At 48.7% G+C, this 26,151-nt stretch carries 21 protein-coding genes; 11 read left to right on the top strand and 10 right to left on the bottom strand.

What is annotated here, in order from left to right; genetic code table 11:
- Position 1 precedes the first annotated feature (1 nt).
- Positions 2 to 346: a 2OG-Fe(II) oxygenase gene (locus tag MHN33_RS07715; protein WP_239397411.1), complete on the top strand. Its 345-nt coding sequence runs from the start codon at positions 2 to 4 to the stop codon at positions 344 to 346.
- A 140-nt stretch (positions 347 to 486) separates the two neighbouring features.
- Positions 487 to 906, top strand: coding sequence for a DUF3574 domain-containing protein (locus MHN33_RS07720; RefSeq protein WP_239397412.1), 420 nt, complete (start codon positions 487 to 489; stop codon positions 904 to 906).
- Positions 907 to 943: 37 nt separating this feature from the next.
- Here MHN33_RS07720 and MHN33_RS07725 read toward each other — a convergent pair whose 3' ends face one another.
- The gene (locus MHN33_RS07725) at positions 944 to 1,147 is read right to left on the bottom strand and encodes a hypothetical protein (protein WP_049865994.1); all 204 of its coding nucleotides are present in this window, start codon (positions 1,145 to 1,147) and stop codon (positions 944 to 946) included.
- Positions 1,148 to 1,246: 99 nt separating this feature from the next.
- Between MHN33_RS07725 and MHN33_RS07730 the strand changes: the two genes are divergently transcribed.
- Positions 1,247 to 1,786, top strand: coding sequence for a GNAT family N-acetyltransferase (locus tag MHN33_RS07730; protein WP_239397413.1), 540 nt, complete (start codon positions 1,247 to 1,249; stop codon positions 1,784 to 1,786).
- Positions 1,787 to 1,793: 7 nt separating this feature from the next.
- Here MHN33_RS07730 and MHN33_RS07735 read toward each other — a convergent pair whose 3' ends face one another.
- On the bottom strand, positions 1,794 to 2,537 hold the full coding sequence (locus tag MHN33_RS07735; protein ID WP_239397414.1) for an AraC family transcriptional regulator: 744 nt from the start codon (positions 2,535 to 2,537) through the stop codon (positions 1,794 to 1,796).
- Positions 2,538 to 2,753: 216 nt separating this feature from the next.
- Between MHN33_RS07735 and MHN33_RS07740 the strand changes: the two genes are divergently transcribed.
- The 8 genes from MHN33_RS07740 to MHN33_RS07775 all read left to right on the top strand — a co-directional run bounded on the left by MHN33_RS07740 (position 2,754) and on the right by MHN33_RS07775 (position 15,996).
- On the top strand, positions 2,754 to 3,920 hold the full coding sequence (locus MHN33_RS07740) for a Gfo/Idh/MocA family oxidoreductase (protein WP_239397415.1): 1,167 nt from the start codon (positions 2,754 to 2,756) through the stop codon (positions 3,918 to 3,920).
- Positions 3,913 to 4,980 carry a sugar phosphate isomerase/epimerase gene (locus MHN33_RS07745; protein ID WP_239397416.1) on the top strand — a complete coding sequence of 356 codons (1,068 nt, stop codon included), beginning with the start codon at positions 3,913 to 3,915 and terminating at the stop codon, positions 4,978 to 4,980. Before MHN33_RS07740 ends, MHN33_RS07745 begins: the two co-directional genes overlap by 8 nt.
- Complete coding sequence (locus tag MHN33_RS07750; protein WP_239397417.1) at positions 4,977 to 6,182, top strand: MFS transporter; 1,206 nt, start codon at positions 4,977 to 4,979, stop codon at positions 6,180 to 6,182. The genes MHN33_RS07745 and MHN33_RS07750 overlap by 4 nt, the downstream gene beginning before the upstream one ends.
- Positions 6,172 to 6,780: a gluconate 2-dehydrogenase subunit 3 family protein gene (locus MHN33_RS07755; protein ID WP_239397418.1), complete on the top strand. Its 609-nt coding sequence runs from the start codon at positions 6,172 to 6,174 to the stop codon at positions 6,778 to 6,780. The genes MHN33_RS07750 and MHN33_RS07755 overlap by 11 nt, the downstream gene beginning before the upstream one ends.
- A gap of 9 nt (positions 6,781 to 6,789) precedes the next feature.
- On the top strand, positions 6,790 to 8,502 hold the full coding sequence (locus MHN33_RS07760; protein WP_239397419.1) for a GMC family oxidoreductase: 1,713 nt from the start codon (positions 6,790 to 6,792) through the stop codon (positions 8,500 to 8,502).
- 18 nt (positions 8,503 to 8,520) lie between these two features.
- Positions 8,521 to 9,420: a sugar phosphate isomerase/epimerase gene (locus MHN33_RS07765; protein ID WP_239397420.1), complete on the top strand. Its 900-nt coding sequence runs from the start codon at positions 8,521 to 8,523 to the stop codon at positions 9,418 to 9,420.
- A gap of 180 nt (positions 9,421 to 9,600) precedes the next feature.
- The gene (locus MHN33_RS07770; RefSeq protein ID WP_239397421.1) at positions 9,601 to 13,242 is read left to right on the top strand and encodes a PKD domain-containing protein; all 3,642 of its coding nucleotides are present in this window, start codon (positions 9,601 to 9,603) and stop codon (positions 13,240 to 13,242) included.
- Positions 13,243 to 13,359: 117 nt separating this feature from the next.
- A complete protein-coding gene (locus tag MHN33_RS07775) occupies positions 13,360 to 15,996 on the top strand; it encodes a M9 family metallopeptidase (protein WP_239397422.1) in 2,637 nt (878 codons plus the stop codon).
- Between the two features lie 422 nt (positions 15,997 to 16,418).
- Here the strand turns inward: MHN33_RS07775 and MHN33_RS07780 are convergent, their stop codons facing one another.
- From MHN33_RS07780 to MHN33_RS07815, 8 genes are all read right to left on the bottom strand, one after another.
- Entirely contained in the window at positions 16,419 to 16,586 is a 168-nt protein-coding gene (locus MHN33_RS07780; RefSeq protein ID WP_156158623.1) for a hypothetical protein, read from the bottom strand.
- A 237-nt stretch (positions 16,587 to 16,823) separates the two neighbouring features.
- A complete protein-coding gene (locus MHN33_RS07785) occupies positions 16,824 to 17,072 on the bottom strand; it encodes a DUF3862 domain-containing protein (RefSeq protein WP_239397423.1) in 249 nt (82 codons plus the stop codon).
- An 11-nt stretch (positions 17,073 to 17,083) separates the two neighbouring features.
- On the bottom strand, positions 17,084 to 17,929 hold the full coding sequence (locus MHN33_RS07790; RefSeq protein ID WP_239397424.1) for a CsiV family protein: 846 nt from the start codon (positions 17,927 to 17,929) through the stop codon (positions 17,084 to 17,086).
- Complete coding sequence (mfd, locus tag MHN33_RS07795) at positions 17,926 to 21,399, bottom strand: transcription-repair coupling factor (protein WP_239397425.1); 3,474 nt, start codon at positions 21,397 to 21,399, stop codon at positions 17,926 to 17,928. Before mfd ends, MHN33_RS07790 begins: the two co-directional genes overlap by 4 nt.
- Positions 21,400 to 21,515: 116 nt before the next feature.
- Positions 21,516 to 22,406, bottom strand: a complete 891-nt coding sequence (locus tag MHN33_RS07800; protein WP_239397426.1) for a carbon-nitrogen hydrolase — start codon at positions 22,404 to 22,406, stop codon at positions 21,516 to 21,518.
- A gap of 6 nt (positions 22,407 to 22,412) precedes the next feature.
- Entirely contained in the window at positions 22,413 to 23,456 is a 1,044-nt protein-coding gene (locus MHN33_RS07805) for an agmatine deiminase family protein (protein ID WP_239397427.1), read from the bottom strand.
- A 54-nt stretch (positions 23,457 to 23,510) separates the two neighbouring features.
- Positions 23,511 to 24,104: a PilZ domain-containing protein gene (locus tag MHN33_RS07810; RefSeq protein ID WP_209051841.1), complete on the bottom strand. Its 594-nt coding sequence runs from the start codon at positions 24,102 to 24,104 to the stop codon at positions 23,511 to 23,513.
- A gap of 84 nt (positions 24,105 to 24,188) precedes the next feature.
- Complete coding sequence (locus tag MHN33_RS07815; protein WP_239397428.1) at positions 24,189 to 26,063, bottom strand: methyl-accepting chemotaxis protein; 1,875 nt, start codon at positions 26,061 to 26,063, stop codon at positions 24,189 to 24,191.
- Positions 26,064 to 26,151 lie beyond the last annotated feature (88 nt).

A 26,151-nucleotide genomic window follows, 5' to 3' on the forward strand; every position in this document is an offset into this window, starting at 1 on the left:
TATGCTGAATAAATTATGGCGCTGGGAAACGGGAAGGCAAGACTCGGGCTACGATAAAATGCTGTTATGCGGCGCAATCTGGCCCATCAAATTCGACTGTTATCTGATCCATTTCCCGGTTGACAGTGAAATTAAAGAGCATGTGGATCAGGTCGACTCTGGCAAACATTACCGGCTCAATATTATCCTCAAACACGCCAAACAAGGTGGAGAGTTTATCTGCCAAAACCCCATTCTTAACAGGTCGAGGGTTAAACTATTCAGGCCCGACATAGAAGCCCATGCTGTGAGCAGAATCACGCAAGGCAGCCGCTATGTGTTAAGTGTTGGTTGGGTGAGAGAATAATAGTTACCATATTATTTGGTCAGCCAGCGCTTTGTTCCTCAAGTAAATCTAAATCGTGTAAAGCAAAGAACAACTAATGACTCAACTTTAAAGGATGTTGGTCATCAATTTAATTTTCGCGCATTCAATAAGGAAAATGCATGGTCGTAAAATTCATAAATCGTTTGATTTTACTTACTCTGTTGCTCAGCACTTCCCACGTCTATGCAGATGAAGTCTATCGGCTCAGACTGTTCTTTGGTCTGTCATTGCCAGATGGCGGTGGAGTATCGCTAGAGCAATGGCAGGCGTTTCAAAACGGTGAAATAGTAAAGACGTTTGACGGTTTTAATGTTGTTGATTCGGTAGGTTACTACAAAGGTAAACCAGAGCGCTCGAAAGTGGTGACAGTGATTGTGGACGAGCAGGGCGTTGAAAAGGCCAAGGCATTGGCGTCTTTATATGCCCGTCGATTTGGCCAGGAATCGGTGATGCTGGTGAAGGTACCGGTTGCTGAATGGCGTTTTATCGGGCCAGAATATCAGAGTACAAAAAGAGTAGAGAATGAGCCTGATAATTGATAATCAGGCGGGCTCATTGCAGCGGAGCAGTGCAGGCTCACCCTTGCTCTTTCTCTCTTGCCTGATAATTTGGCAGTAATTCTTCTACAATCTTCTGCGCCGGAATAGTGTAACGCACGCCGCTGAACATTACTGAAGTGTTTTCTTCAATGCCGGTTATCCCGGTCAGTGTCCAGCCTTCGCCTTTTTCCGGGCACCATACTTTAGTGGTGGGGGGAATGACAATATACTCTTCGCTCATCTTAACGACTCCTGACGGCTGTTACTTAAGGCCCGATAGTTTATACTAATTTCGCGTAAAAGAGAGGGCTTTATTAAAGCTTTTAGATGATGAAACTGTATGCAAATTAAAACCCCCAGATTGTTACTCAGGCCCGTGAATTATCGTGATGTGCCGGCGCTGGTGGCGTTGTTAAACGATCCCTTGGTAAGCCGGTACAATGATTATGGCGATAAGCTGACTCAGCCAGAAGTCAGGGTGATGTTACAGGCCGATCTTGAGGAATTCTACGAAGGGCGAGGCGGGCGCTTTGCTATTGAGTATGATGGTGAATTCATAGGCACGCTCGGGTTGTACGATTACGACATAAATACAAAACACATTCACCTGGGCATCGAGCTTGATCCGCTGTTTTGGCGCATGGGTCTGGCCTCAGAAGCACTCAATGCAGCTATGAATGCGTTATATAAACTGGTGCCCGGCCGTGAGGTGTCACTCATATTGGGCAAGGTTCAGCATAATAATTTAGCATGTCAGCGTTTGTTGAAGCATTGCGGGTTCCGACAAGTCAAAGGTGGTGCTGTTGCCATATTCGCGTTTTGTCCGTTGAGTGAAAAGGCAGGTTACTTTGATGAGTATGCCGCCTTTGTCAGTTCGTGACTATCTTCTATCGATGATAATGCTTTTTAACCTCGCGGGGTTGTTCACTGAAGTACAGCTGAAACTGTCGGCTAAAATAGCTGTGATCGGTAAATCCCACAGAAAATGCAATGTCACTTATTGAATCATTGGTCTCTATTAGTAACTTTCTGGCCTGTTCTAGTCTTACCTGGGTCAGAAATTTTTTGGGTGTGATATTCAGGTGCTTTTTAAATCGTCTCTCTAGTGCGCTGACCGATAAGTGACTGGCCTCGGCGATCTCCGTGAGTTTAAGAGGCTGAGCAAAGTTGGCTCTGATGTACTCTACTGGCGCCTTAAGTGCTTTCATCCCGGGTTGAGTACAGGTATGTGCGTGGAGCTTTTTTGACATACCATAAGTTCCGATGATCTCGCCGTTTGCAGAATACAAAGGGCGCTTAGAGGTAACATACCAGGCAATATCGTCGGAACCATCGGCTTGATTTACTTCGAGTCGTTCCGTAACTGATTGACCTGACATTACTTTATTATCATCAACCATATATTGGTGGGCGAGGTGAGGTGGTGCAAAAGCAAGATCGGTCTGACCAAGTATCTGGTGCAAAGAAGATACACCAATGTGCGCAAGGAAGGCTTCATTACCGTATACGATTTCACCTTGCGCATTTTTAACCCAAAATAGCGTACCAGAGAGCATGTCGAGCATAGCTAATAATTGAGAAAAGTGTACAGAGTCGAAAAACGCATTGCTCTGATTTTTATCATTATCCATTGCCTTACAGCTCATTCTTTTTCATTTCTTCTTATGTATACAATATATGTTATCATAAGTCGTTAATATAGATGTATTTAAATTTCTTTTGTGAATTGGTGGATACAATATCGCCGATTTCCTTGCATTATTGTCCGATTTTGACCTAACGCATAAATTCACTTTCTATTTACCATTGTTGCGATATCAGAAAAACAAGACAGCAGAATTAAGTAGATGAAAAAAATTAAGATGGGAATGGTCGGCGGTGGCCCGGACGCCTTTATTGGCTCTATACATCGCATGGCAGCACAGCTTGATGGTCAAATCGAACTGGTATGTGGCGTATTCAGCAGTGCGCCGCAGCGATCATATGAGTACGGAAGATATCTGGGTTTAAAGGCTTCGCGTTGCTACCAACATTTTAATGACATGCTGGAGATGGAATCTTCATTGCCAGAGGGCGAAAGAATGGAGCTACTAGCCATAGTCACGCCGAACCACTTGCACTTTCAAATGGCCAGCGAAGCGATTAAACATGGTTTTCATGTGATTTCAGATAAACCCGCCACGATTTCATTGGCTCAGACACTTACACTGGCCCGTCAGCTTGCATGCTCTGATGTGTTATATGCGCTGACCTATACCTATACCGGTTATCCGATGGTGAAGGAAGCCAGATATCGGGTGCACGCCGGCGAGTTAGGGACTGTTCGAAAAATTATTGTCAGTTATCAGCAGGGCTGGCTGAGTGGTAAAAACGTAGAGAGTACAAAACAGGCTAGCTGGCGACTTGATCCTGAACAGGCTGGACTAAGTTGTTGCATGGGCGATATTGGTGTTCATGCAGCTAATCTGGCTGAGTACATCAGCGGTCAGTCTATCACCCATGTATGCGCGGATCTTAATACAGCATACGAGCACAGGGCACTGGATGATGATGGTGCAGTGCTGCTCAGGTTTGGTGATGAAATCAAAGGTGTGTTGCTGGCCAGTCAGGTGGCTACAGGAGAAGAGAATAACCTTTCTATCAGCGTCTATGGAGACAAAGGAAGCCTAAAGTGGCAGCAGCAAAACCCCAACAGCCTGACACTCAGGTATGCTGACAGCTCGATGCGAGTTATCCGAAGTGGGGTTGCTAATGAATCGTCTCTTGCTGTTGCAAACACAAGATTGCCCGCAGGTCATCCGGAAGGGTATATAGAAGCCTTTGCAAATTTATACCGCAATTTTGCAGCGCAAATTCGGGCGCGGCAATTGGTTCAGGTGCCTTGTGACAAAGCGCTAGACGTACCAGGGATCAAAGAAGGGATCCGGGGGATGTTGTTCATCGATAGTGTCGTTCGGGCCAGTGGATCATCGCAAAAGTGGCATGCTGTTCAGGGGGCGCAATTACATGACTGAAATTAGAGGGCCTGGTATTTTTCTTGCTCAGTTTATTGGGGATGAAGCGCCATATAATTCATTGGAAGGGCTTGCACAGTGGGCGTCAAGCCTGGGATACAAAGCAATTCAGCTGCCGACCCACATTGAATCTCTTTTCGATTTAGCTCAAGCGGCCGAAAGTAAAGATTACTGTGAGCACATCAAGGCACTACTGGCGCGTTACAATCTGGTAATTTCAGAGCTCTCAACACATATCCAGGGGCAACTGGTGGCTGTAGCGCCTTGTTATGTTGAGATGTTTGCCGGGTTTTATCCAAACGCCTTGAACAAGGATCCTGATTCAATTTCTTTGTGGGCGAGTGGACAACTGGCGCTCGCCGCTCAGGCCAGTAAAAACCTGGGGCTCAGAGCACATGCCACTTTTTCTGGCGCATTGCTTTGGCCTATGGTTTACCCTTGGCCTCAACGCCCTGCCGGTTTGATAGAGCAAGGGTTTGAAGCACTTGCTCAGCGTTGGCTACCGATCCTTGAGGCTTTTGACATTGCTGGGGTTGATGTTTGTTTTGAGCTGCATCCGGCGGAAGATTTACATGATGGAGCGAGTTTTGAAGCGTTTCTCAGGCAGGTCAACCATCATCCCAGAGCCAATATATTATACGATCCAAGTCATCTACATCTGCAAAAAATGGATTATCTAGCCTTTATTGATTTGTATCATGACAGGATCAAGGCATTTCACGTCAAGGATGCGGAATATCGCGTCAATGGACGGACCGGTGTATATGGCGGATATCTTAACTGGAAAGACAGAGCGGGGCGTTTTCGCTCCCTTGGCGACGGTCAAATCGATTTTAACGCGATATTCAGCAAACTCACACAATATGGCTTCGATGGCTGGGCTGTACTGGAGTGGGAGTGCTGCATAAAAGACCCTTACATAGGCGCGCTGCAAGGGGCCCAGATCATTAAAGATCTGATCATTAAACCGACTGAAAAAGCATTTGACGACTTTGCAGGCAGAGCGAGTTGTGAGATGACAAACAGGCGTCTCCTTGGGCTTGGGGAGCGTGAAATATGAACAACCAAATCAAGCATTGGGCCTTTATTACTGCATGTATTGCACTGACGGTGACAGCGATGACGTTTGCTGTCCGTGCTGGCATGTTGTCGCAGCTCAGTCAGGTACTGCAACTAACGGACAGCCAGCTTGGCTGGGTCAACGCAATGGCATTTTTCGGGTTTCCAGTGGCAACAATCGTCGGTGGTGCTCTGTACAAAGTGCTGGGTGCCAGACGGTTACTCATGATTGCATTTGCTGGCCATATATTGGGTTTGTTTTGCACCCTATTTGCTTCGGGGTTTTACAGCCTGATGTTTGCAACCTTTTTAATTGGTCTGGCGAATGGTGCTGTTGAAGCAGGTTGCAACCCAATGGTTACCCGTTTATTTCCTACCAAGCAAACTACCATGTTAAACCGGTTTCATGTCTGGTTTCCGGGCGGTATCGTGTTAGGTTCGCTGGTTTCAATATCAATGACCTATTTGGGTCTTGGCTGGCAGTTTCAGTTTGCCTGCCTGCTTGTTCCAACTTTGCTCTATGGCGCATTGCTTATTCGTTTACCCGACAACTTTATCGAAGAACAGGCACCTGCGGATCCGCAGCATGGGGTATTAAAGGCTCTGTTTTCACCTCTTTTTTTGTTCATGCTGTTGTGTATGACGCTTACGGCGAGTACCGAACTGCTAACCCAACAATGGATCGAACGCATACTCCGAGAATCCGGTGCGTCTGCCATGTTGACTCTGGCGCTGATCACCGGAGTGATGGCAGTCGGGCGTTATTTTGCAGGGCCTGTCATTAAACAATTAAACCCACTGGGTGTGTTGCTAATGTCTTCTGTAGCGGCATATATGGGGATCCGCTTTATGTCTGTTGCACAGGGCACAGAGGTGTATTACGCGGCGATTATTTTCGCTCTGGGGGTCACGTATTATTGGCCCACTATGCTTGGATTTGTGTCTGAAAAGTTACCCAGAACCGGCGCACTTGGCCTGGGAGTCATGGGGGCTGCAGGTATGTTTGCTGTCAGTATCTGGAACCCGATAATTGGCCAGTTAGTTGAGCGAGGGCAGGCGATGGGTACTCAAAATGTGTCCGGTACCTTAGTCGTTCTGAGTTACTTCCCACTTAGCCTGGTTGTGGCATTTGGACTGCTTTTGCTGGGCAGCTTTTATAAAGCCAGACGCCAAACACCTAAAGGGGTGTGCCATGACAGCTGAACTAACTAACCACTCAAGAAGACGCTTTTTGCAGGGCGTACTCATCAGTTTAGGGACCGGTTTAAGTAACGGACTTATTGGTGATAATGCTTTGGCTGCTGCGTTGAATTATCGGGTTGTGCCTGACGGTGAACCCTATCAGACCAAGGTGTTGAGTAATGAACAGCTGATGCTGCTGAAGAGAGTATGCAACACCATTATTCCGGCAACTGAAACCCCCGGCGCCGGTGACATAGGCGTTCATGGTTTTATTGATCATCAGTTGTATCACTGCTACGACCTGAATGTACATAACCGTATGCGGGCGATACTGAGTGTAATCGAAACAAGCAGTTTGCGTATTTATGGGCACTCATTCGCACAGCTTAATGCCGAAAAGCAAGTTGTTCACTTAACTCGACTGGAAACCGCAGCCGAGCCTTTCTCAGAGCAGCAGCGTACTGACTTTAAACAGCTTAAGGCACTGGTTTGCTTTGGTTACTACACGTCAGAAACCGGAGCCAGTCACGAGCTTGTGTATCAGGCTTATCCTGGCGGATTCAAAGGTCAGATAGCCTATCGCGGGCGAGCTGGCTATGGCTCTTTGGCCTACTACTAAGGAGCTGTGATGTACATCAAAGAATCAAAACAAGCGTATGATGCCATTGTGATTGGCTCAGGGATAACGGGCGGATGGGCTGCAAAGGAATTCAGTGAAAAAGGATTTAAGACGCTGCTCGTTGAGAGGGGGCGGGTTGTTGAGCATCGTAAAGATTACGTTGGCGAAGGCATACCCCCATGGGAACAGCCGCTTCGTAGCAAAGTGTCACTGGCGAAGGTAGAGCAGCAGTATCATGTTCAAAAAAATTGCTATGCGTTTAATGACAGTACCAAACACTTTTTTGGTAATGACAGAGATTTACCATTTGAGACCGCAAAAGGAACTGATTTTTGGTGGATCCGCGCCAACCAGTTAGGAGGTAAATCATTACTTTGGCATCGCTTTTCATATCGCTGGAGTGACTTTGACTTTAATGCAAATAAATTGGATGGATTTGGCAATGACTGGCCAATTCGATACCAAGACCTGGCTCACTGGTATTCCTATGTAGAGCGTCATGTGGGTATTTGCGGACAGAAAGAGTCATTGCCACAACTTCCCGACAGTGAGTTTTTACCTCCGTTTGATATGACGGCGCCTGAGTTACACATAAAACAACAGCTTGAAGCCGCCTTTCCTGACAGAAAGCTGATCCACGGCAGGCAGGCACATTTGACCAAACCCAGCGCACATCACCTGGCTCAGGGCCGGGGACAGTGCCAGGCGCGTAATGAATGCCAAAAAGGCTGCTCCTTCGGTGCATATTTCTCGACGCAAAGCTCAACGCTGCCAGATGCAGCTAAAACCGGAAACTTACAGATAGCATCCAATAGCGTGGTGCACAGTCTGATCTACGATGGCATAAGCAATCGCATTAAAGGTGTCCGAGTCATAGATAATGAAGACCTGTCACAACGGGAGTATTTTGGCAAAGTGGTATTTTTGTGTGCATCTACGCTGGGTTCAACACAAATATTGCTTAATTCTCGCAACAAGACCTTTCCCAATGGTCTTGCCAATCGCTCCGGTGTACTTGGCCACTACCTCATGGATCATAACTATAACGCCTGGGCCAGAGCAGAGATCCCAGGCTTTGAAGATTCATTTTATTCCGGCAGGCGGCCAGGTGGATTGTACATACCTAACTTTTATTTCAAGCCTGATCCGAAAAGGCCATTTTTACGCGGATATGGTATGTCCGCCGGTGCTTATCGAGAGGACTGGAAGGCAATGCAGCACGAGGATGGCATTGGTATCGCATTCAAACAACAGTTACAGAAGCCCGGAAAGTGGCAGTTCTGGTTAGGGGCGCAGGGAGAGATGTTGCCCAGGTTTGAAAACAGTGTGCAATTGCACGCATTTAAAAAGGACAAATGGGGCATACCGCAACTTGAGATCAATTGTCGCTTCTCCGAAAACGAACGATTGATGATGCTCGATGCCGCCGAGCAGGGCCGGTTAATGTTGGAAAAGATAGGCCTGGAAAGTGTCTCTTCTGGCCTGCACGACAAACCGCCTGGTTCAGGGATCCACGAACTGGGTACCGCCAGAATGGGCAAGAACCCGAAAGACTCTGTGCTTAATGGCTTTAACCAGAGTCATGATATTCCAAATTTATTTGTTACTGATGGAGCTAGCTTTTGCTCTAGCGCAGTGCAAAACCCCAGTCTGACATTTATGGCATTAACAGTCAGAGCGGTGAACTACGCGGTGAAAGAAATCGCCGCCAGACGCATTTAAATAATAAAGGTACTTACTATGACTTTTTTTAAACGCTTTCTCTCAACGCTGGTATGCGCTGGGTTGCTAACTGCATGCAACGGACAACTTGGCACACGCGACGAAGACAATCAAAGGGCATTGCTTCTTGAGCGATCACAGATCCCCGCGATCAGTGTGCAGTTATGGTCGGTCAACCATACGCTGAAAAAAGACTTTAAGGGCACATTAGAAGCAATCTCGGCAATGGGATTTGATGCGGTTGAGTTTGCCGGTGACTTTGGCCCATATCGTGATGATCCTAAGGGATTGAAACGTTATCTGGATAGTTTGGATCTGCAAGTCAGCGGGGCGCATGTCAAAATGCGTGAATTGACCGATGAGAAGTTTGAACAGACAGTAAATTTTTATCAACAGCTGGGCAGCCCAATGATGATAGTGCCCAGTGACAAACGGGCTGAGCACGCCGAGACCATAGAATCTTTTGTAGCTGAGCTGAATAGAGTAACGATAAAAATGCGCTCTAAAGGGATGCGTTTTGGCTTCCACAATCATGACCGGGAGTTGGTGCCTTACAAAAACAGCACGTACTGGGATTACATTGCTGCAAACACACCTGAAGACTTTGTGCTGCAGCTGGATGTGGGTTGGGCCCAGTACGCTGGAAAAGATCCCGTGACTTATATTAATCGCTATCCGAACAGAACCATTACTACACATTTTAAAGCCAAATATCCAGTGGGAACATACAACAAGAAGCCTTTGATCGGTCAGGACATTACAGACTGGCCTGCTGTTATTTACGCTAATGTGAAAAAAGGTGGTACGCAATGGCTAGTGCTGGAGCAGGAAGAATACCCGGACGGATTAACTCAGCTAGAGGCGGTTCAGGTTTCAAAAAAAGGATTGGATAACATCATTATCCAACTGACCAATTAGGTCAGCACAAAACGACATAAATTAAATCTTTTTCATTGTTAGTGCCACGAAGATGGCATAGCAGTCGGGTGCGAATTGCACCCAAAATGACACCAAAATAACAAAGCATATTAGCCCGTACCGGCAATCAGAGGGCGGGCTGTACAAAGCACTACATATCAACAACAAGGATACAACAAGATGAAGAAACGCATTATTGCGGGGCTATGCTCGTTTAGTGCCTGTATTGCACCATTAGCAGTGCAAGCAAGCGTCAAACATGCCAGCACCGAGACGAGTGCAGTTGAAGCGAAACTTGCGCACAATGAGTGGCCTCAGGACCCGCTCGTACCCAGCTGTGGCGCAGATCATAACGGTCAGGACTGGGCAAAACTGCAAAAGTCTGCTGCTCAGCAACCTCAAGGGTTGATGGCATCATTTGCACAGCCCATGATGGCAGCAACACAAAGTGCACCATTGTCGGCCGAGCTATTAAGCAACAGTGCCGCTGTAGCGGGACGCTACTATATTCCAGTCGTGTTCCATGTATACGGTGACGCCTACAACTGCAGCGATGACAGCCAGAAGTGCCTGACCGACGAGAAAATACAGGATGCATTGATCAAGTTAAACAATGATTTTCAGGGACTGTCGGTCGACTCACCTGAGGTCTCTCCTCAGTTTCAGGCGATCCGTGAAAATTTGAATATCGAATTTGTGCTGGCGGGTAAAGACCCTCAGGGCAACCCAACTAATGGCATTGTCCGTTATAGTCACGATCAGAGGGGTTACGGCAACCATGATGATGAAACGCTGGCGAAAATACAGGCCGATGCCTGGGACAACTTCAGTTACATGAATGTGTATCTCATGCATGACTTGTATGATGATGGTAAGGAGACTAATTCCGGTGTTGCCTGGTACCCTGAGCTAGCGATGACTGAGGAAAATACCGCACGAGTCGTCTATAACGGCCATTACGTGGGTAACAACACCAGTGAAAATTTTCGCTCGGTACTGACTCATGAGTTTGGTCATTGGCTTAACCTGATCCACACCTTCGAAACTAAGCAATGCTCGATTACCAACGAAGCGTTTTGTCATTCAACCGGCGACCGTAGCTGTGATACACCTCAGATGTCTATGCCCAGTGAAATGCAGAACAATGCGCCTAACTGCCTGGGACAGCCTACCAACACCGAAAACTTTATGCACTACTCAGACAACTACGCCATGTTCACACAAGCGCAGGTTGCACGTATGACCGCTGCGCTCCATAATCCAGCACGCAGTACACTATGGTCGAACGATAACCTGATAAGAACGGGTCTGTCGCAATATGTTAGTGATGCGGGTCATCCATGGGATGGTAATTCGGGGCTGGATGTCGAACCGCAGGGTGAGGTGCTGGCTAGTTACCAGATCCCTTTTGCCGCCAAAGGGTCGGTGGAAACCTTTGAGATAGACCTGCCGAATACCGCACACAATATCCTGTTTTATCTTAATGGTCACAGTGAAGATCCGGATCTGTATGTGTCAAAAGGTCAGCAGCCGACACCACCGGCGAATGCGGATGAGCAATGGATAGCCGATCTGATCTCTTTTAACAGTCCTGGAGACAGTGAAGCGGTTACGGTGGATACGCCGGATGTCAACTCTCCCTATTTTGCCTCTGTTCACGCGTTTACTGCTTACAGTGACGCTACGCTGAGCGTCATTCAGGGTGAGGATCCCTACCTCAATGACGGTGAGCAGCGTTATTCCTTGTTTAAAATCGATGGCTTATGGGCGAATAAGAAAAACGCATCCTGGCCGGACCGTGCTGGTAAAACCTTTGACTTCCAATTCAGTGTACCGCAGGACGCCAGCCGTACTGTAGTTGTCGTACCTGGTGGTTATCAGGGGCCCAAGATGGCAGATGGGTCAATCAAGAGAAATGGCGATTTAGATATGTACGTGGCCAAAGACAGGGCGGTTTCAAAAACACAGTTTGATTGCCGACCTTTCACCTGGAAAGGGATCACGGAATACTGTGAGTTTGAGGGTGGAGGCGATTTTGAGGTGATCATCGACCCCTTTGAAACATACACTAATGCGAGCATTGAGGTGTATTACGAAATAGCAGACACGCAAAACCAATTGCCGTTCGCTAACATCAACGGTCAGACGCACGCAGAAGCGGTAGGTCACGCACTGGAGTTTTCAAGCGCTGGATCTAACGACCCAGATGGCAAGATAGTCTCATTCCTGTGGGATTTTGGTGATGGTACGCAAAGTACTCAAGCAGACGTTGACCATATTTATACCATGACCGGTACTTATCCGGTTAGCCTTACGGTTACCGACAATGCAGGGAATCAAAGCACGGCACATGGCAGTGCAGTGATTACTGAGCTATCTCCTGAAGATGCCGCGTTGTGCGATGACTGTGAGCGTATTTACCTGGCTGACGAGTTAAATCTGGCAGCCAGTGCTGGTGGACAGACTTATAACTATGAGTTTGCAGTACCGGATGCGGCGTCTCTGGTAACCTTTGAACTGGTCGAGCGTTACAATGGCGACCCGGATATTCATGTTAGTCGAAATCAGGCTGTGTCTAAATCTCAGTATGACTGTCGCCCCTGGGAGGCGCCAAATCAGACCGAATTGTGTCAGTTTGAACAAGGTGGTGTGTTTAACGTGATGATTGACCCGTTCAAGGATTATGAATCGCTGCGCTTCAAAGCGTACTATGATATCCATCGTGATGCTGACCGTTCCGCACCAAACCGTTTACCGATAGCCAACGCAGGCGGTAACCAGACCGTCAGAGCCGGGGAGCAGGTCTTACTGGATGGCCGTCAGTCGAGCGATCAGGATGGAGAGCTTATTACCTATCTGTGGGATCTTGGACATGGCACGACTCAGGTGGGTGAGACTATCAGTCATCACTTCGAACGCGCTGGCAGTTATCCCGTTAGCCTTACTGTGACCGATGATAAAGGCGCGAGCAGCAGCACACAGGTTATCATTCGGGTACTTCCGATTGGCGATATTGATGAAGATGGCAATGTTGACAGTGATGACATCAGTGCGATGCGGGCCGCCATTGCTGCAAACCTGCCACTGGACAGCTCGTTTGATATCAATGGCGATGGCGTGATTGACAACGCCGATGTCACCGAGATGACTGCTTTGTGTAGCTTTGCAAATTGCTCGAACATTCCACCGCCACCTCAGCCTCCGCTTGCACAGGCCAGTGTATTAACGAGCGACATTCAAATCGGCCAGTCCGTGGCGTTCAGCAGTGCGGGTTCGGACGATGAGTACGGTCAGATCACCGCTTTTCACTGGGATTTTGGTGATGGCACACAAAGTGACTTTGCTAACCCAAATCACAGTTACGCACAAGCAGGCGTATATCAGGCAACTTTAACGGTCACCGACAATGACAATATGGCAGCCAGCGCAGTTGTCACAGTAGTCGTTGACCATCCGCCCCTGACTAACGCTTGCGAGGGCTCAGATGGTTCAGCGGTGAGACGTCTGACTCCGAGTCAACCGCACTGCATCAACAGCACCCGAGGCTATTCATTTGCAGAAATGGATCGCGGTCCAAAGACAGTTGCTGTTACATTGATTAATGCGCCCGCTGATACCCGTATTTATTTCGGTGACGGTCACTGGCCCAAAGCAGATGGCAGCGATCATGACGCGGTGTCAGTGACAGACGCTGATCAGCAGTGCCTGTTTTACGAAATCACAGACCAATCTCGTTACTGGGGCTATCTGGTGATGTCAGGTAACCCGGTCGGCACCACCATAGTCGTTGATTATGACGTTGCTGGCTGTCGCCCACACTAATCCCTGAAGACCATAAGCCACACCCTGTGTGGTTTATTTATTGTTACACCTATCGGGCACTGTCTTGAGGGTTAACTGTGCTCGCAATATAACAACACAACTAAATGAGACAACAACATGTATAAAGTAATCAAGATGACACCTCTGGTCATCGCACTAAGCTCAGCCTCTGGCTGGGCGCAGGGTGACAGAGAAACCGCCACACCCATAAATGACTTTAACGGTGCCGACGTTGCGCATATCCATGTCGATACTGAGTATAAAGCGGACGCAATGCACAGTAACAGGCAAATCACACCGAAATCAGAACTGCCTTTTGCAAGCCGTGCCTTTATGTCTTTCAGTAATGCGCTTTCGACTTCAACCAGCTGCCCCGATGAGGTCTTCAGCCATCTCAGTGGTTCAGTTTTTCTGGAGGCGATAAGAAATCATGGTAGGGTCTGTATTGATACCTTATTTAACGACAGGCCTGAAACCCTGACTCTGGGGGCCTACACAGATGCTAATTTTGCAACCGTTATCAATGAGCTTAATACCCGCTTGGTTAGCTACGATGGTCAGTCTGATGTTACCTACCTTAGCGATCTATTTTACTGGCTAAAAGCTTATTCGTATTACGATTTCAGACGTTTTGTGAACCCGACGACACAGCAAGCTATGGTTAGTGCTATCAATACTCTCTACGCCAATGAGCACTTCTTTGATAAAACTGAAACCAATGCTCAGCTGATCCGCAGTGCGACGGGCATCATTAAAAATGCACAAATAGGTCAGTTTCTGGTGTCACTGACGCTTGGTCTGTTAGCCAGGTATGATGAATCCTACGAGCATATTAATGACTGGGGTCGCTCAGCAACCCCTTTGTTCTGGCAAGTTTTGAATGACTGCGCGCGTGATACAAGCTGTCGCTCTCAGCAGCATACAGATGCTTTGATAGATGCAATTACGGGTTTCATTAATGACAACCTGAATTGGCTAAGTAAGCCAGCCAATGATTACCATTTGTTCAACCTGGGGTATCAACTGGTTAATTTTTATCGTGGAAAACAAGAACCTCACTTTGCCCAGTTGGAACCCAAGTTACGTACTGAGATCACACGTATACTGAACAATTACGGGCCGCTCAAAACGGACCGCGAACGAACGCTCTATCTGGCTGTACTCGAATCGATCAATTATAACCGTCAGTGTGATACTTACGCGGTGTGTGACAAGGCACAGGAAATCATTACCCAGGTACTTGGTAATCGCCTAACGTGCCCCTCAGGTAACCTGTTTATCTGGGCACAGGATATGACTGCAACGCAGCTGGCATGGAGCTGTAACTCGCTCAAGGTCCATGAAGACCACTTTCATCAACTGTTGCGCACTGATCGGGTCCCGGTTACACCGGATGACAATGACTCGCTCAGAATGGTGATATTCAATGATAAAAAAGAGTGGGTTACATACGGTGGCGTGCTGTTCAATGTCAGTACAAGCAATGGAGGGACCTATCGAGAGGGAGATCCGTCCAAGCCGGGCGATCAGGCCACCTTTTATGCTTATGAACATGTATCTGAGCGCCCGGTTTTTGACATCTGGAACCTACGCCATGAATATGTTCATTATCTGGAAGGGCGTTATATCTCAAAAGGCGACTTCAATGACAGCAATAGTGCAGGCCGTACAGTCTGGTTCGGTGAAGGGATTGCGGAATATAGCTCGCTGAAAAACTGTAACCCTTATGCTGTTGAGGAAGCCAGAAAGGGGACTTATTCACTTTCCACTATATTCAGCAACGAGTATGGAGTGGGGCAAACACGGATCTACGACTGGGGCTACCTGGCAACACGCTTTATGTACGAGCAACAATACGCTGCGTTCTTTGACATGCTGACACGGTTTAAGGACGGTGATTTTTCGGGGTACCGCTCTGAATTGGTAGACAAATGGGTCACTCAGAAGTTGTATGACGACCAGTTCTCAAACTGGCTGACACAAGTAGAGTCGACAGGGTGTGTTACTGATACCACGCGTCCTCCCTCACCAGTGGAGCCTGTGAATGTTGATGACATTCAGGGGAGTGATCAGGTTGGCATCAATGCCTGTGGGGTGCAGTTGGCGTCTGACAGAACACAGGCAGGTCAGGCCAGGTGTTTGTCAGGTACAGATACCCGACAGCTTAAAGAGTACCCCATTTACGTGCCCGAAGGGCTGCAAAACGTTTCTCTGGAGATTACGCTACGCCATGGCACGGGCAATGCGGATCTTTATTATGAGTATGGCCGTCCGGATAACGGCTGGCGTTATTCCCATGAATCAACAGGGCCCAACAATGATGAAACCCTGGTTTTAGATAACATCGAAAAAGGTTGGCACTATATTGCGGTTGGCACCGAAACGGGCTATCAAGATGCCACTTTGTTAGCCAGATATATTCAGCAGCCTATTGCGGATGAAAACGAACTGCAAAATGGGGTCGCTGTCCCCGTCAATGTGTCTGACAGTGGTCAACTGATGTACACCATGGCGGTGCCTGCTGGCGCGACTAATGTTACTTTCAGCACCACGGGCGGAACAGGGGAGCTGGACTTGCATGTGAAGTTTGGTAGCGAGGCAAGTAAAACAGACTATGACTGTCGCCCCTGGAAAGTCGGTAACCGTGAAACCTGTCATTTTAGTACAACGAGTGGCGGCGTTTACTATATCCTGTTGAGCGCCGATCCCATGTTTAGCGGAGCTACGCAGACAGGGCGTTATGATGTTAACTAGATCAGTCAGCTAAAAACTCACCATTGGCAAGAATCGCAAGTGTAGCGATTTAGTTGCTTCCCTAATGAGGGCATATGAGCGCTACCTGTATGCCCTTGTTTTGAAAACTCGTTCATCACTGGGAGTGCTGGCGCCCCTAGCTGATAGGCATTAGCAGTGGCACCTTCGTATTCATAGTTATAGGAAAACCGCTCAGGCTTCTCCTATAGAAGGCATGGCACCAGCTGCATTGAGACAATCTGTGCTAGAAAAATTCGAGCAGATAAAGTTACCAGAAGGATATAAGTTACATTGGTTTGGGGAGCATAAGAGTACAACGGATTCTAACGAAGATCTCAAGCCCGGAATGCTGCCTATGTTTGGCGTGATTTTACATGTGTAGGATTAGAAAGAGCACACGAGTGCGCTCTTGCTCGTAGCTATTAACCAGGCATACCGTCGGTACCACCTGTTCTGCACTGCTGTACAGAGTTTATACACACATTAGTAGCAGAGCTGCCGCCTGCGATAAACTGTGTTGCTTGCTTAGCGAGCATTTCATTGTTGGTCAAATTTTTGAGTTTCTTTGTTTTAAGATTTAAATGATTCATGGCCCCCCTTTAATGTATATTGTATGCAAAATTAATCGAGATATATCTAATCATGGTGTGTACCTGTTGTCAACGTTCAGTGAATAGTAAACACCACAAACCAAGGATCGTATCTGTAATATGGGTAAACAGGAAGGCTGGGATTGATAAAATGATTGCACGGAAAGCGAAATTAGATACAAGATAACTGTTAGCAGAAGAGGCAAACAGGTAAAGAAACCTGTTTGCCGGCAAGTCTTATTCCAGCCCTTTTTTGCTGTACAAGGTAACCTTATCCGATACCAGCGTCACTTTAATGTGTTTGCTGTCGTTGCCCCAGGTGCAGTTAGTGTGCAGGGTTTTCTCTTCGCACTGATCTGCAGAGCCTAGGATCTGTTCTAGTTCAGTCTTGTCCATGCCTACTTCGATTTTATCGTAGTTTTCCATGCTTACTTTAGAGCAGGCGGCCAGGCCGAGGAACAAAGTCAGGGTTAAAATTTTTTTCATAGTAGTTTCCGTCAGTGTCTGTATTTTCTGATTTGGAAGATGATCCCCATTTTGGGATGATCTAAATAATGGATATCGCCGCTGTATACCCGGGTAAACTGAGACATTCTGGCGCTTTCTAAGTCGCCTTCATCACTTTTGTAATGATAGTCAAAGTTACTGGTGACGTATAAGTAATGCCGTATATGGATTTTCATCCAGCCCTGTAGCTGCCATAGTGCCGGATCTTGCTCTCTTACTGCGTGCTGCCTGGGCTCACCCAGCAAGCTGATAAAGCCATCATCGGGTGTATCTAAGCGGACGACATAGCTGGCGGGCTGCTCGAACTTCTGTCCACCGTAGATCAGTATGTTAGGCGCACGCTTTTTACTTTGGTCGGGAAAGCGCCAGCCGGTGTGCAGAATTGGTTCAAGTCCTTTTCTTTTTAGCTGATTGAGTACGTTGTCAAACTTAAGTTGATCTGCGCTAAGCAAGTAGATGCTTTGCTTGTGCTCTTGTGGCTCAGCGTAAGGTGTCAACGGTAGCTGCTGGTACTTGTCCATATAGTCTGCGCCATCACCGCAATGCCAGGACGCATCCTGCTGAACAAAACGGCGGGTGACCGGGCGAGGATCAAAACGACTGTCGCCATTCAGGCAAGCCTGCTGGCCAGCGCTGTTGTAGCCTTTCGTCAGTAAATCCAGTGTCCGGTTTAAATCCAGCTCTGGATTTTCAATGGTAAAATCCTCTTGCAGTTGCTCGTTATCCTGCTGAGCGAAGGCGATCAGCTCAACTTCATACCAGCGTTTTGCGCTGGCGGGTGCAGAGGCCAGCAAGGCTGTGCTCAGTATTGTCAGTGAAAGGGCCGTCCTTATCATGCCACCGCCTTTTTCTGAAAGTCGTCTATCATTGCATTTACCAGTTTTAAGCGCTCCTGACCATTTTTCTCTTCAATATTAAAGCGTAACTTACTGGCACCTTCCATGCGGTACACAGCCGGGTTGCTTTGTATCAGAGCAATGATGAATGTCGGGTTAACCGTGGTACTGGCACTGAATTCAAAGTAGCCGCCTTTTTGGTTGGCTTCTACTTTGGTGATCCCTAGTTTAGCCGCTTTTGATTTCAAAAGTTGGATACTAAAGAGGTTTTTCGCGGCATCCGGGAGCAGGCCAAAGCGGTCGATCAGCTCAACCTTTAGCTCGTCCAGTGCCTCTTCATCATTGGCGCTGGCAATGCGCTTGTACATGCTCAGGCGCATATTAACGTCATGGATATAGTCATCAGGGAGCAGGGCGGGGATCTTCAGGTCCACATCGCTTTGCTGTTGCAACAGGTTCTCAAGGGTCGGCTCTTTGCCCTCTTTAAGTGCCTGAACGGCCTGTTCCAGCATTTCCATATACAGGGTAAAGCCCACCGTCTGGATCTGACCGCTTTGTTCATCACCGAGCAACTCACCGGCGCCCCGGATCTCTAAGTCGTGGGTGGCCAGGGCAAAGCCGGCACCGAGATCTTCCAGTGATTCGATGGCCTGCAGGCGTTTTACCGCATCTTTGGTGAGCGTCTGGCTGTTACGAGTGAGCAGGTAGGCATAGGCCTGGTGATGGCTACGGCCAACCCGACCACGTAACTGGTGCATCTGCGCCAGGCCCAGCTTGTCTGCGCGGTCCATGATGATGGTGTTGGCAGACGGGATATCAATCCCGGTTTCTATGATGGTGGTACACACCAGCACATTGTGCTTTTGATGATAAAAGTCGCTCATCAGCTGCTCAAGCTCTTTTTCACGCATCTGGCCGTGAGCGATGGCAATGCTGGCTTCGGGCACCAGTGCGGCAATGTCGGCTGCGGTTTTATCTATGGTCTCGACATTGTTGTGCAGGAAGTACACCTGACCACCACGTTTTATCTCCCGCAGAATGGCTTCGCGAATAACGTCATCGTTACGCTCCTGCACAAAGGTTTTAACCGCCAGACGTTTTGCTGGTGGCGTGGCAATGATAGACAGGTCGCGCATGCCACTCATGGCCATGTTCAGCGTTCTGGGAATCGGCGTGGCGGTAAGGGTGAGTATGTCTACATCCGCGCGCAGCTGTTTGATTTTCTCTTTTTGTCTTACCCCAAAGCGGTGCTCTTCGTCGACAATCAGCAGGCCTAAGTCTTTATACTTGATGCTCTGTTGCAGCAGCTTGTGCGTACCAATCACAATATCGAGCTGGCCGTTTTCGAGCTTGTCCAGGGTGTCTTTTTGCTCTTTGCTGCTGTTAAAGCGAGACAATACGCCCACCTCAATAGGCAAAGAGGCAAAACGGTCGCGGAAGTTTTCGTAGTGTTGCTGCGCCAGCAAGGTGGTGGGGACCAGCACGGCCACTTGTTTGTTGTCATTAATGGCCACAAATGCGGCGCGCATTGCCACTTCGGTTTTACCAAAGCCAACGTCACCACATACCAGCCGGTCCATTGCCAGCGGGGTTTGCATATCACCCAGCACGGCGTCAATGGCATTACGCTGGTCGTCGGTTTCTTCAAACGGGAAGGTATCGCTGAATTCGCGATAAGCCTGGCCGTCGAGTTTGAATAAGTGTCCAGGCTTACTCTGGCGCTTTGCGTAAATGTCCAAAAGCTCGGCGGCAACGTCACGGACCTTTTCGGCCGCGCGGCGCTTGGCTTTTTCCCATACATCAGAGCCTAGCTTATGCAGCGGCGCCGAGGCTTCTTCACCACCAGAATAGCGGCTTAGCATATGCAGCGCTGATACCGGTACATATAACTTGGCGTCGTTGGCATAGATGATGGTGACAAACTCAGTAGCAACACCGGCGGCGTCGATGGTTTGCAGACCAAGGTAACGGCCGACACCATGGTCCAGGTGTACAATCGGCTGACCTTCTTTAAGCTCGGCCAGGTTGCGAATAAGTGCATCCTGCCCTTGATCGTATTTATGTTTACGACGGCGGCGCTGCGACACCTTAATGCCCAGCAGCTCTTGTTCCGTCAGTATGCTCAGTGGCTTGTCACCATCAAGCAGTACCGAACGCTCCAGCGGGCTGACGATCAGGCCCACATCGTTGCGTGCAGCGACAAAGTCGTTAAAGCTGTCGAATTCTTTGAGCTTAAGGCCGCTTGGTTTGAGCAGGGTCATCAGGGATTCGCGACGACCATCCGATTCCACGCTGAACAGCACCCGGCCTTTGTTCTTCTTCTGGGTGGCAATGTAATCCAGCAGGGGCTTGTAAGGGGCGGCCTGTTTATGGTCAACGCGAACATCGATTACCAAACTGGCGCTGAGGTTAGTATGACCGGCTTTGGTGCCTAAGCTTGCTTCGCTCAGGCGAATTCTGGGGTAACGTGTAAAGCCTTCAAACAGGGTTTCGACATTTTGATACAGGCGCACCGGCTCCAGCAGAGGTCGCAGTGGGTCAACCCGACGGCTTTCATAGCGTTTGTTAACATCGAGCCAGAACTCCGAGGCGGCTTGTTCAATGTCGCCCAGATGCATAAACACCGCTTGCTCAGGCAGATAGTCAAAAATCGTGGCGACCTGCTCATAAAACAACGGCAAATAATATTCGATACCCGCCGGCCAGTTGCCCCGGGTAACCTGCATATAAATGGAATCCTGTTCGCTGCTCGCGCCAAAGGTCTCGCGATACGCAATCCGAAAACGCTCTATGTCTTCGTCATTGGTGGGGAATTCATGGGCCGGTAACAGGTCGATTGACTTGATCTGCTCGCTGGAGCGCTGGGTTTCAATATCAAACAGGCGAATACTGTCGAGTTCATCATCGAAAAAGTCGAGCCTGAATGGCGTGGTGCTGCCCATCGGGAACAAGTCTATGATAGAACCGCGCACGGCAAATTCGCCGTGCTCCATCACCTGTTGCACATTGCGATAACCGGCCTGTGCCAGTGTTTCTTTGAGCTTCTGTGCATCCAGCGAGTCACCGACTTTAAACTGTAAGGCATTGCCGTAAATAAACTCCGGCGGTGCGGTGCGTAACATCAAAGTCGACACAGGCAGCAGTAATACGCCTTGATGTTGCTGGCGCAAAGAGTTCAGACTGGCAAGACGCTGCGAGATAATGTCCTGGTGCGGCGAAAAGTGATCATAAGGTAAGGTTTCCCAGTCGGGAAAAACATGGACTTTGTCTTCGCCCAGCAAGTAACCCAGCTCAGTCTCCAGGCGCAGCGCGCTTGGCGTGTCGGGGGTGACGACCACAACCAGTGCATCATGTTGTCTGACGCCCTCACTGATGGCAATGGACATGCTGCTACCGACCAGCTGGCCCCAATGGATTTTATCCTTTTGTGATTTGACCCAGGGAAGTTTGCTCCACTGCGCTGTTGCCATTCATATACTCCTGTTACTGCACGTTGTTTTTATTACACTGTGTTTTATTCAATGCGCTTTTGCGATGATAAAACAGAACGGCCTGACTGAGTGTCGAGGCCGTTTGATGGGATGATTTAGTCCCGATAGATTTTGCAAAGATCCTGATAGTGGTCAATGCGACGATCTCTCAGGTACGGCCAGATGCGTCGTACCGACTCGCTGCGGCTCTGGTCTAATTCAACCACCAGAAGCTGCTCTTCAGACTCGCTGGCGTGTGCCAGTAGTTCACCCTGAGGCCCGGCAACAAAAGAGTTACCCCAGAACTGGATCCCCTCGCTTTGGGCGCTTGGATCGGTTTCGTGGCCAACGCGGTTGACACTTAACACTGGCAGGCCATTAGATACGGCATGAGCGCGCTGTGCGATCATCCAGGCATCGCGCTGACGAATTTGCTCGTCCTTATCATCGCGCGGATCCCAGCCAATGGCGGTCGGGTAGATCAACATGTCAGCACCGGCCATCGCCATTAAGCGTGCGCCTTCGGGGAACCATTGATCCCAGCATACCAGTACACCCAGTTTACCGACTGAGGTTTGAATTGGGGTAAAGCCCATGTCGCCCGGTGTAAAGTAGAACTTTTCATAAAAGCCCGGGTCGTCGGGAATGTGCATTTTACGATATTTACCGGCAATGCTGCCGTCGGCTTCGAAGACGACCGCCGTGTTGTGATACAAGCCGGTTGCGCGTTTTTCGAAAAGCGAGGCAACGATCACCAGGTTCAGCTCTTTGGCAAGCTGGCAAAATAGGTCTGTACTTGGGCCTGGTATGGTTTCTGCCAGGTCAAAAAGGTCGGTGTCCTCGGTCTGGCAAAAATACAGGCTGCGATGAAGCTCCTGCAATACCACAAGTTTAGCGCCCTGGGCCGCCGCATCGCGGATCCCCGCAATGGACTTGCCCAGGTTGTTTTGTAGATCTGCACTATTGCTGTGCTGAACCAGTGCGACTTTTAACGTGTTGTTGCTCATTAAAATTTAGTCCTGTTTTAAAAATCCGGCGGGTAGCTGCATCGTAATACAGTGCAGGCTGCCAAACTGATGAATAATAGGCAGGCAGTCAATGCCAATCACGGTACGTTCCGGGTGAGCGCTTTGCAATTGAGTTAGCGCTTGGGCGTCGTTGTCATCGCCATATAACGGCATCAAAACGGTGTCATTGATGATCAGATAATTCGCATAGGTGGCAGGTAAACGGTCACCTTCATCGTTAAAGACCGCTTTGGGCCAGGGCAGGGCAACCAGGTTGTATGGCTGACCTTGGGGTGTGCGGAACGACTTAAGTTGTGTTTCCATGGCGCTCAGGGCCGCATAATGCTCATCCTGCGGGTCATCACAGCTGACATACACCAAAGTATCGTTGGGTGCAAAGCGCACAAGCGTATCAATATGGCTGTCGGTATCATCACCTGCCAAAAAACCATGGTCGACCCACAGAAACTGTTTTGCTCCCAGTATGTTACTTAACTCATGCTCTAGTTCGGTTTTGCTCAGGTGCGGATTACGGTTTGGATTGAGCAAACACTCAGAGGTGGTTAGCAGGGTACCTGCTTCGTCAATTTCAATACCGCCGCCTTCGAGTACCAGCTCTATGCGCTCATAGTGGTTTGCAGGGTTGACGACTTGAGCCTGAAGCTGCGCGTTTATCTGATTATCCAGCTCGGCGGCAAACTTATTGCCCCAGCCATTAAAGGTGAAGTCTTTCACAGACAGCTTACCCGATGCGTCACGCGTGGTGAGTGGGCCATGATCGCGGGCCCAGGTGTCATTGCAGGGCGCATCCACGAACACAATTTGCGTTATGTCGACGTCCGCTGCAATCAGCACTTTGGTTATGTGTGCTCTGAGCTCGCTGTTGTGCGCCACAATAACCACTTTCTCAACCTGAGAGATGTGCTGACATAAAGCGATATAAACGGGTTCAACCTGGGGTAAAATATCTGCCCAGTCGGTATCTCGATGTGGCCAGGTGAGCATCACCGCATCTTGCGGCGCCCACTCAGTTAAAAGTGTAAAACTCATGGTGTTATCAATCAAAATTAGTAGACGACTAGTTTAGCACTGACAGCTTGGCTGTCAGCTATTTTGTTCGTTTTCGTCAGGCGACTGACGCTTTTTTAGCTGCCGGGTTTGGGCGTGTAAACTGGCTCGGACCAGCAGTTCCTGATCGTTATCGCGGATCTGAGTAAAAGCCAGGGTATAGCGAAAGCCCGAGTCCACGGTTTCTTTGTCTATGACCTGAGCATAACAAAAGATGGCACTGGCTTCGTGCTGCAAAAAAACTTTAGTCCTGAAATCCTGACCTATCTCATAGTCCTGCTCAAGCGTTGCGGTAATGCCGCCGCCGCCGTAACTGTCGCATCTTAGCAGCTCGTCTTCAGGTTGCTCTGTGGCCAGAATATGACTCATGATCAGGTCGATTTTACGCGACTGAGCTTGCAGGTAGGCGGCCAGGTCGCTGGCCACATCCCCCAGGTTGCGCAGTGGCCGCAGCGCATTTAAGTCCAGCTCATTGATTTCATTTGCCAGTCTGAACAGCGGCGGAATGGCTGCCTCCAGCTGTGCCTGGCTCTTTGGTACCATGTTGGCATCTACCGGGTACAAATTGATTTGGTTTGATTCGGCAATCTGGAAATATTGCTCGAATGTCTCTTTAAGGTCGCTATGCATATGCCGAAATGCTACTGATACTGTCTTTATATCCATATACTAGCGAGTTTTAACCGCACTCGCTAGTATTATGCTGTGGCAAAATCAGACTCTGAACTGTTCTAACATATTTTCCTGCTTGGCAATTTTCTCTACCTGAGACTGCATGGTGTGATCAACGGCCTTGGCTTCATCAAATACGGTGTCTGACAGGTTGCGAATTTGCGAGGCATTATTATTCACTTCTTCTACCACATGTTTTTGTTCGCTGATCATATCTGCAATACTGACGTTTAAATCAACAATGCTTGCTATAGACTGGCGGATCGACTCAAGGGCTTCTCGGGTATCATTGGCTTTGCTAACCGACTTCTCCACAATACTCTGGCTTTGATTCATGACCCCAACGGCACTTTGCGCACCACTTTGCAGTTGATCTATCATGGCTTTGATTTCAGTTGTTGCTTCCTGAGTACGCTGTGCCAGAGTTCTGACCTCATCAGCCACAACGGCAAACCCGCGACCAGACTCGCCAGCACGGGCGGCCTCAATGGCAGCGTTGAGTGCCAGCAGATTGGTTTGTTCAGCAATCCCATTGATGACAGACAGGATTTGCTCAATGCCGGACGACGACACTTCCAGCTCGGCAACTACATCGACTGCTCGCTTGATTTGTGCAGACAGCTCAGCAATGGCATCGGTTGACTCCGCTACTATGGCTTCACCATTACTGGCGAGGTTGTCAGTGTTTTGTATGGCATCCGCCGCTTGTTGCGCGGTATTGGCAACTTGTTGCTCAGTACTCGACATGTTGCCCGTAGCAGTTGTCAGGGTATTGAGGGCGTTAAGTTGTTCCTCGATGGCCATCGTTGCCTGATTTGCACCAGTTGATGTCTGACGAGCGTCCTCTAACACTTCATGACCAAGTTGTTGTATATCCGCAATGAGGTTTTGCAGACGGGAAGTAAAGCGATTGAAGTTTTCTGCCAATGAGGCAAACTCCGGTTCGTTAGAGGCCTGGAGTCGGACCGTCAGGTCAGCATGGCCTTGAGCGATGTTGGCCATGGCTACGTTAATGTCTTCAAGAGGTTTGAGTAGCAAGTTGATAACCAAAGAAAGTACAACTATCGCTGCTATTACGGCGATAATCGAAAACAACGTCGCGTCCTGAGCCATGATATCTACCGCACTAAACACTTTATCTTTTTCCAGTGCCACACCGACATACCAGTCCAGCCCCTCTACATCTTTAAAGGTGACCAGATAGGTGCGGTTGTTCATCTCCACTTCCTGTACCGTTTGTGATACCCGAGTACGGCCTAAAAACTCACTAGCCTGCTGGCCATTTAGCTCTGTATCAGGGTGGGAGATAATGGTGCCGTCCTTACTGACCATAAAAGCAAAGCCGGAATCGAATAGTGCGAATGAGTTAATCATATTTCCGAGCTTGGCCAGGCTGACATCAAAAAAGATAGCGCCATGGAAACGGCCGGCTTTTTTAACGGGTGTGCCCACAGACACCACAATTTCTTTGGTGACTGAATCGGCATAAGGTGCGGTCACAATCAGCTGATTAGCTTGTTTGGCGCCGGCAAACCACGGACGCACCCGTGGGTCCCACGTAGGGCCCGGATCCCAACCGGGATCGCTGGCCACATAGTTGCCGGTAGCATCTTCACCATAGCCTATCAGTAAAAATGTTTCTTTCAGCTTTGGCTGAGAAATCAGTGGCAGGGCATCTTGCAATGTATCGCTTTGTTCCACAAGGCCGGTGGTAAGGACCGCCAAATCAATGGCACCTTGCATTTGCGAGGTCACCGTATTACTGATCCCCTGAATGATTTCTCCCACACTATCATTGACTTGTTGTTGTAGGTTATCTTTCAGTAAAAAATACTGTTTGAGCGATAGTAGTAACAGGGCCAGAAAGAGCACTGAGGCTGAAACGGCTATTACCTTAAATTTGAACTTCACAGGCATATCTCCTAACTGCTTCCCTCTATAAAGGTAAATCATTGACGGAAACTTTCAATTATTTAGGTATTTAAATCTAAATAAGGGCTTTGGC

The organism is Pseudoalteromonas sp. OOF1S-7 (genome assembly GCF_022347765.1).
Classification (GTDB): Bacteria; Pseudomonadota; Gammaproteobacteria; order Enterobacterales; family Alteromonadaceae; genus Pseudoalteromonas.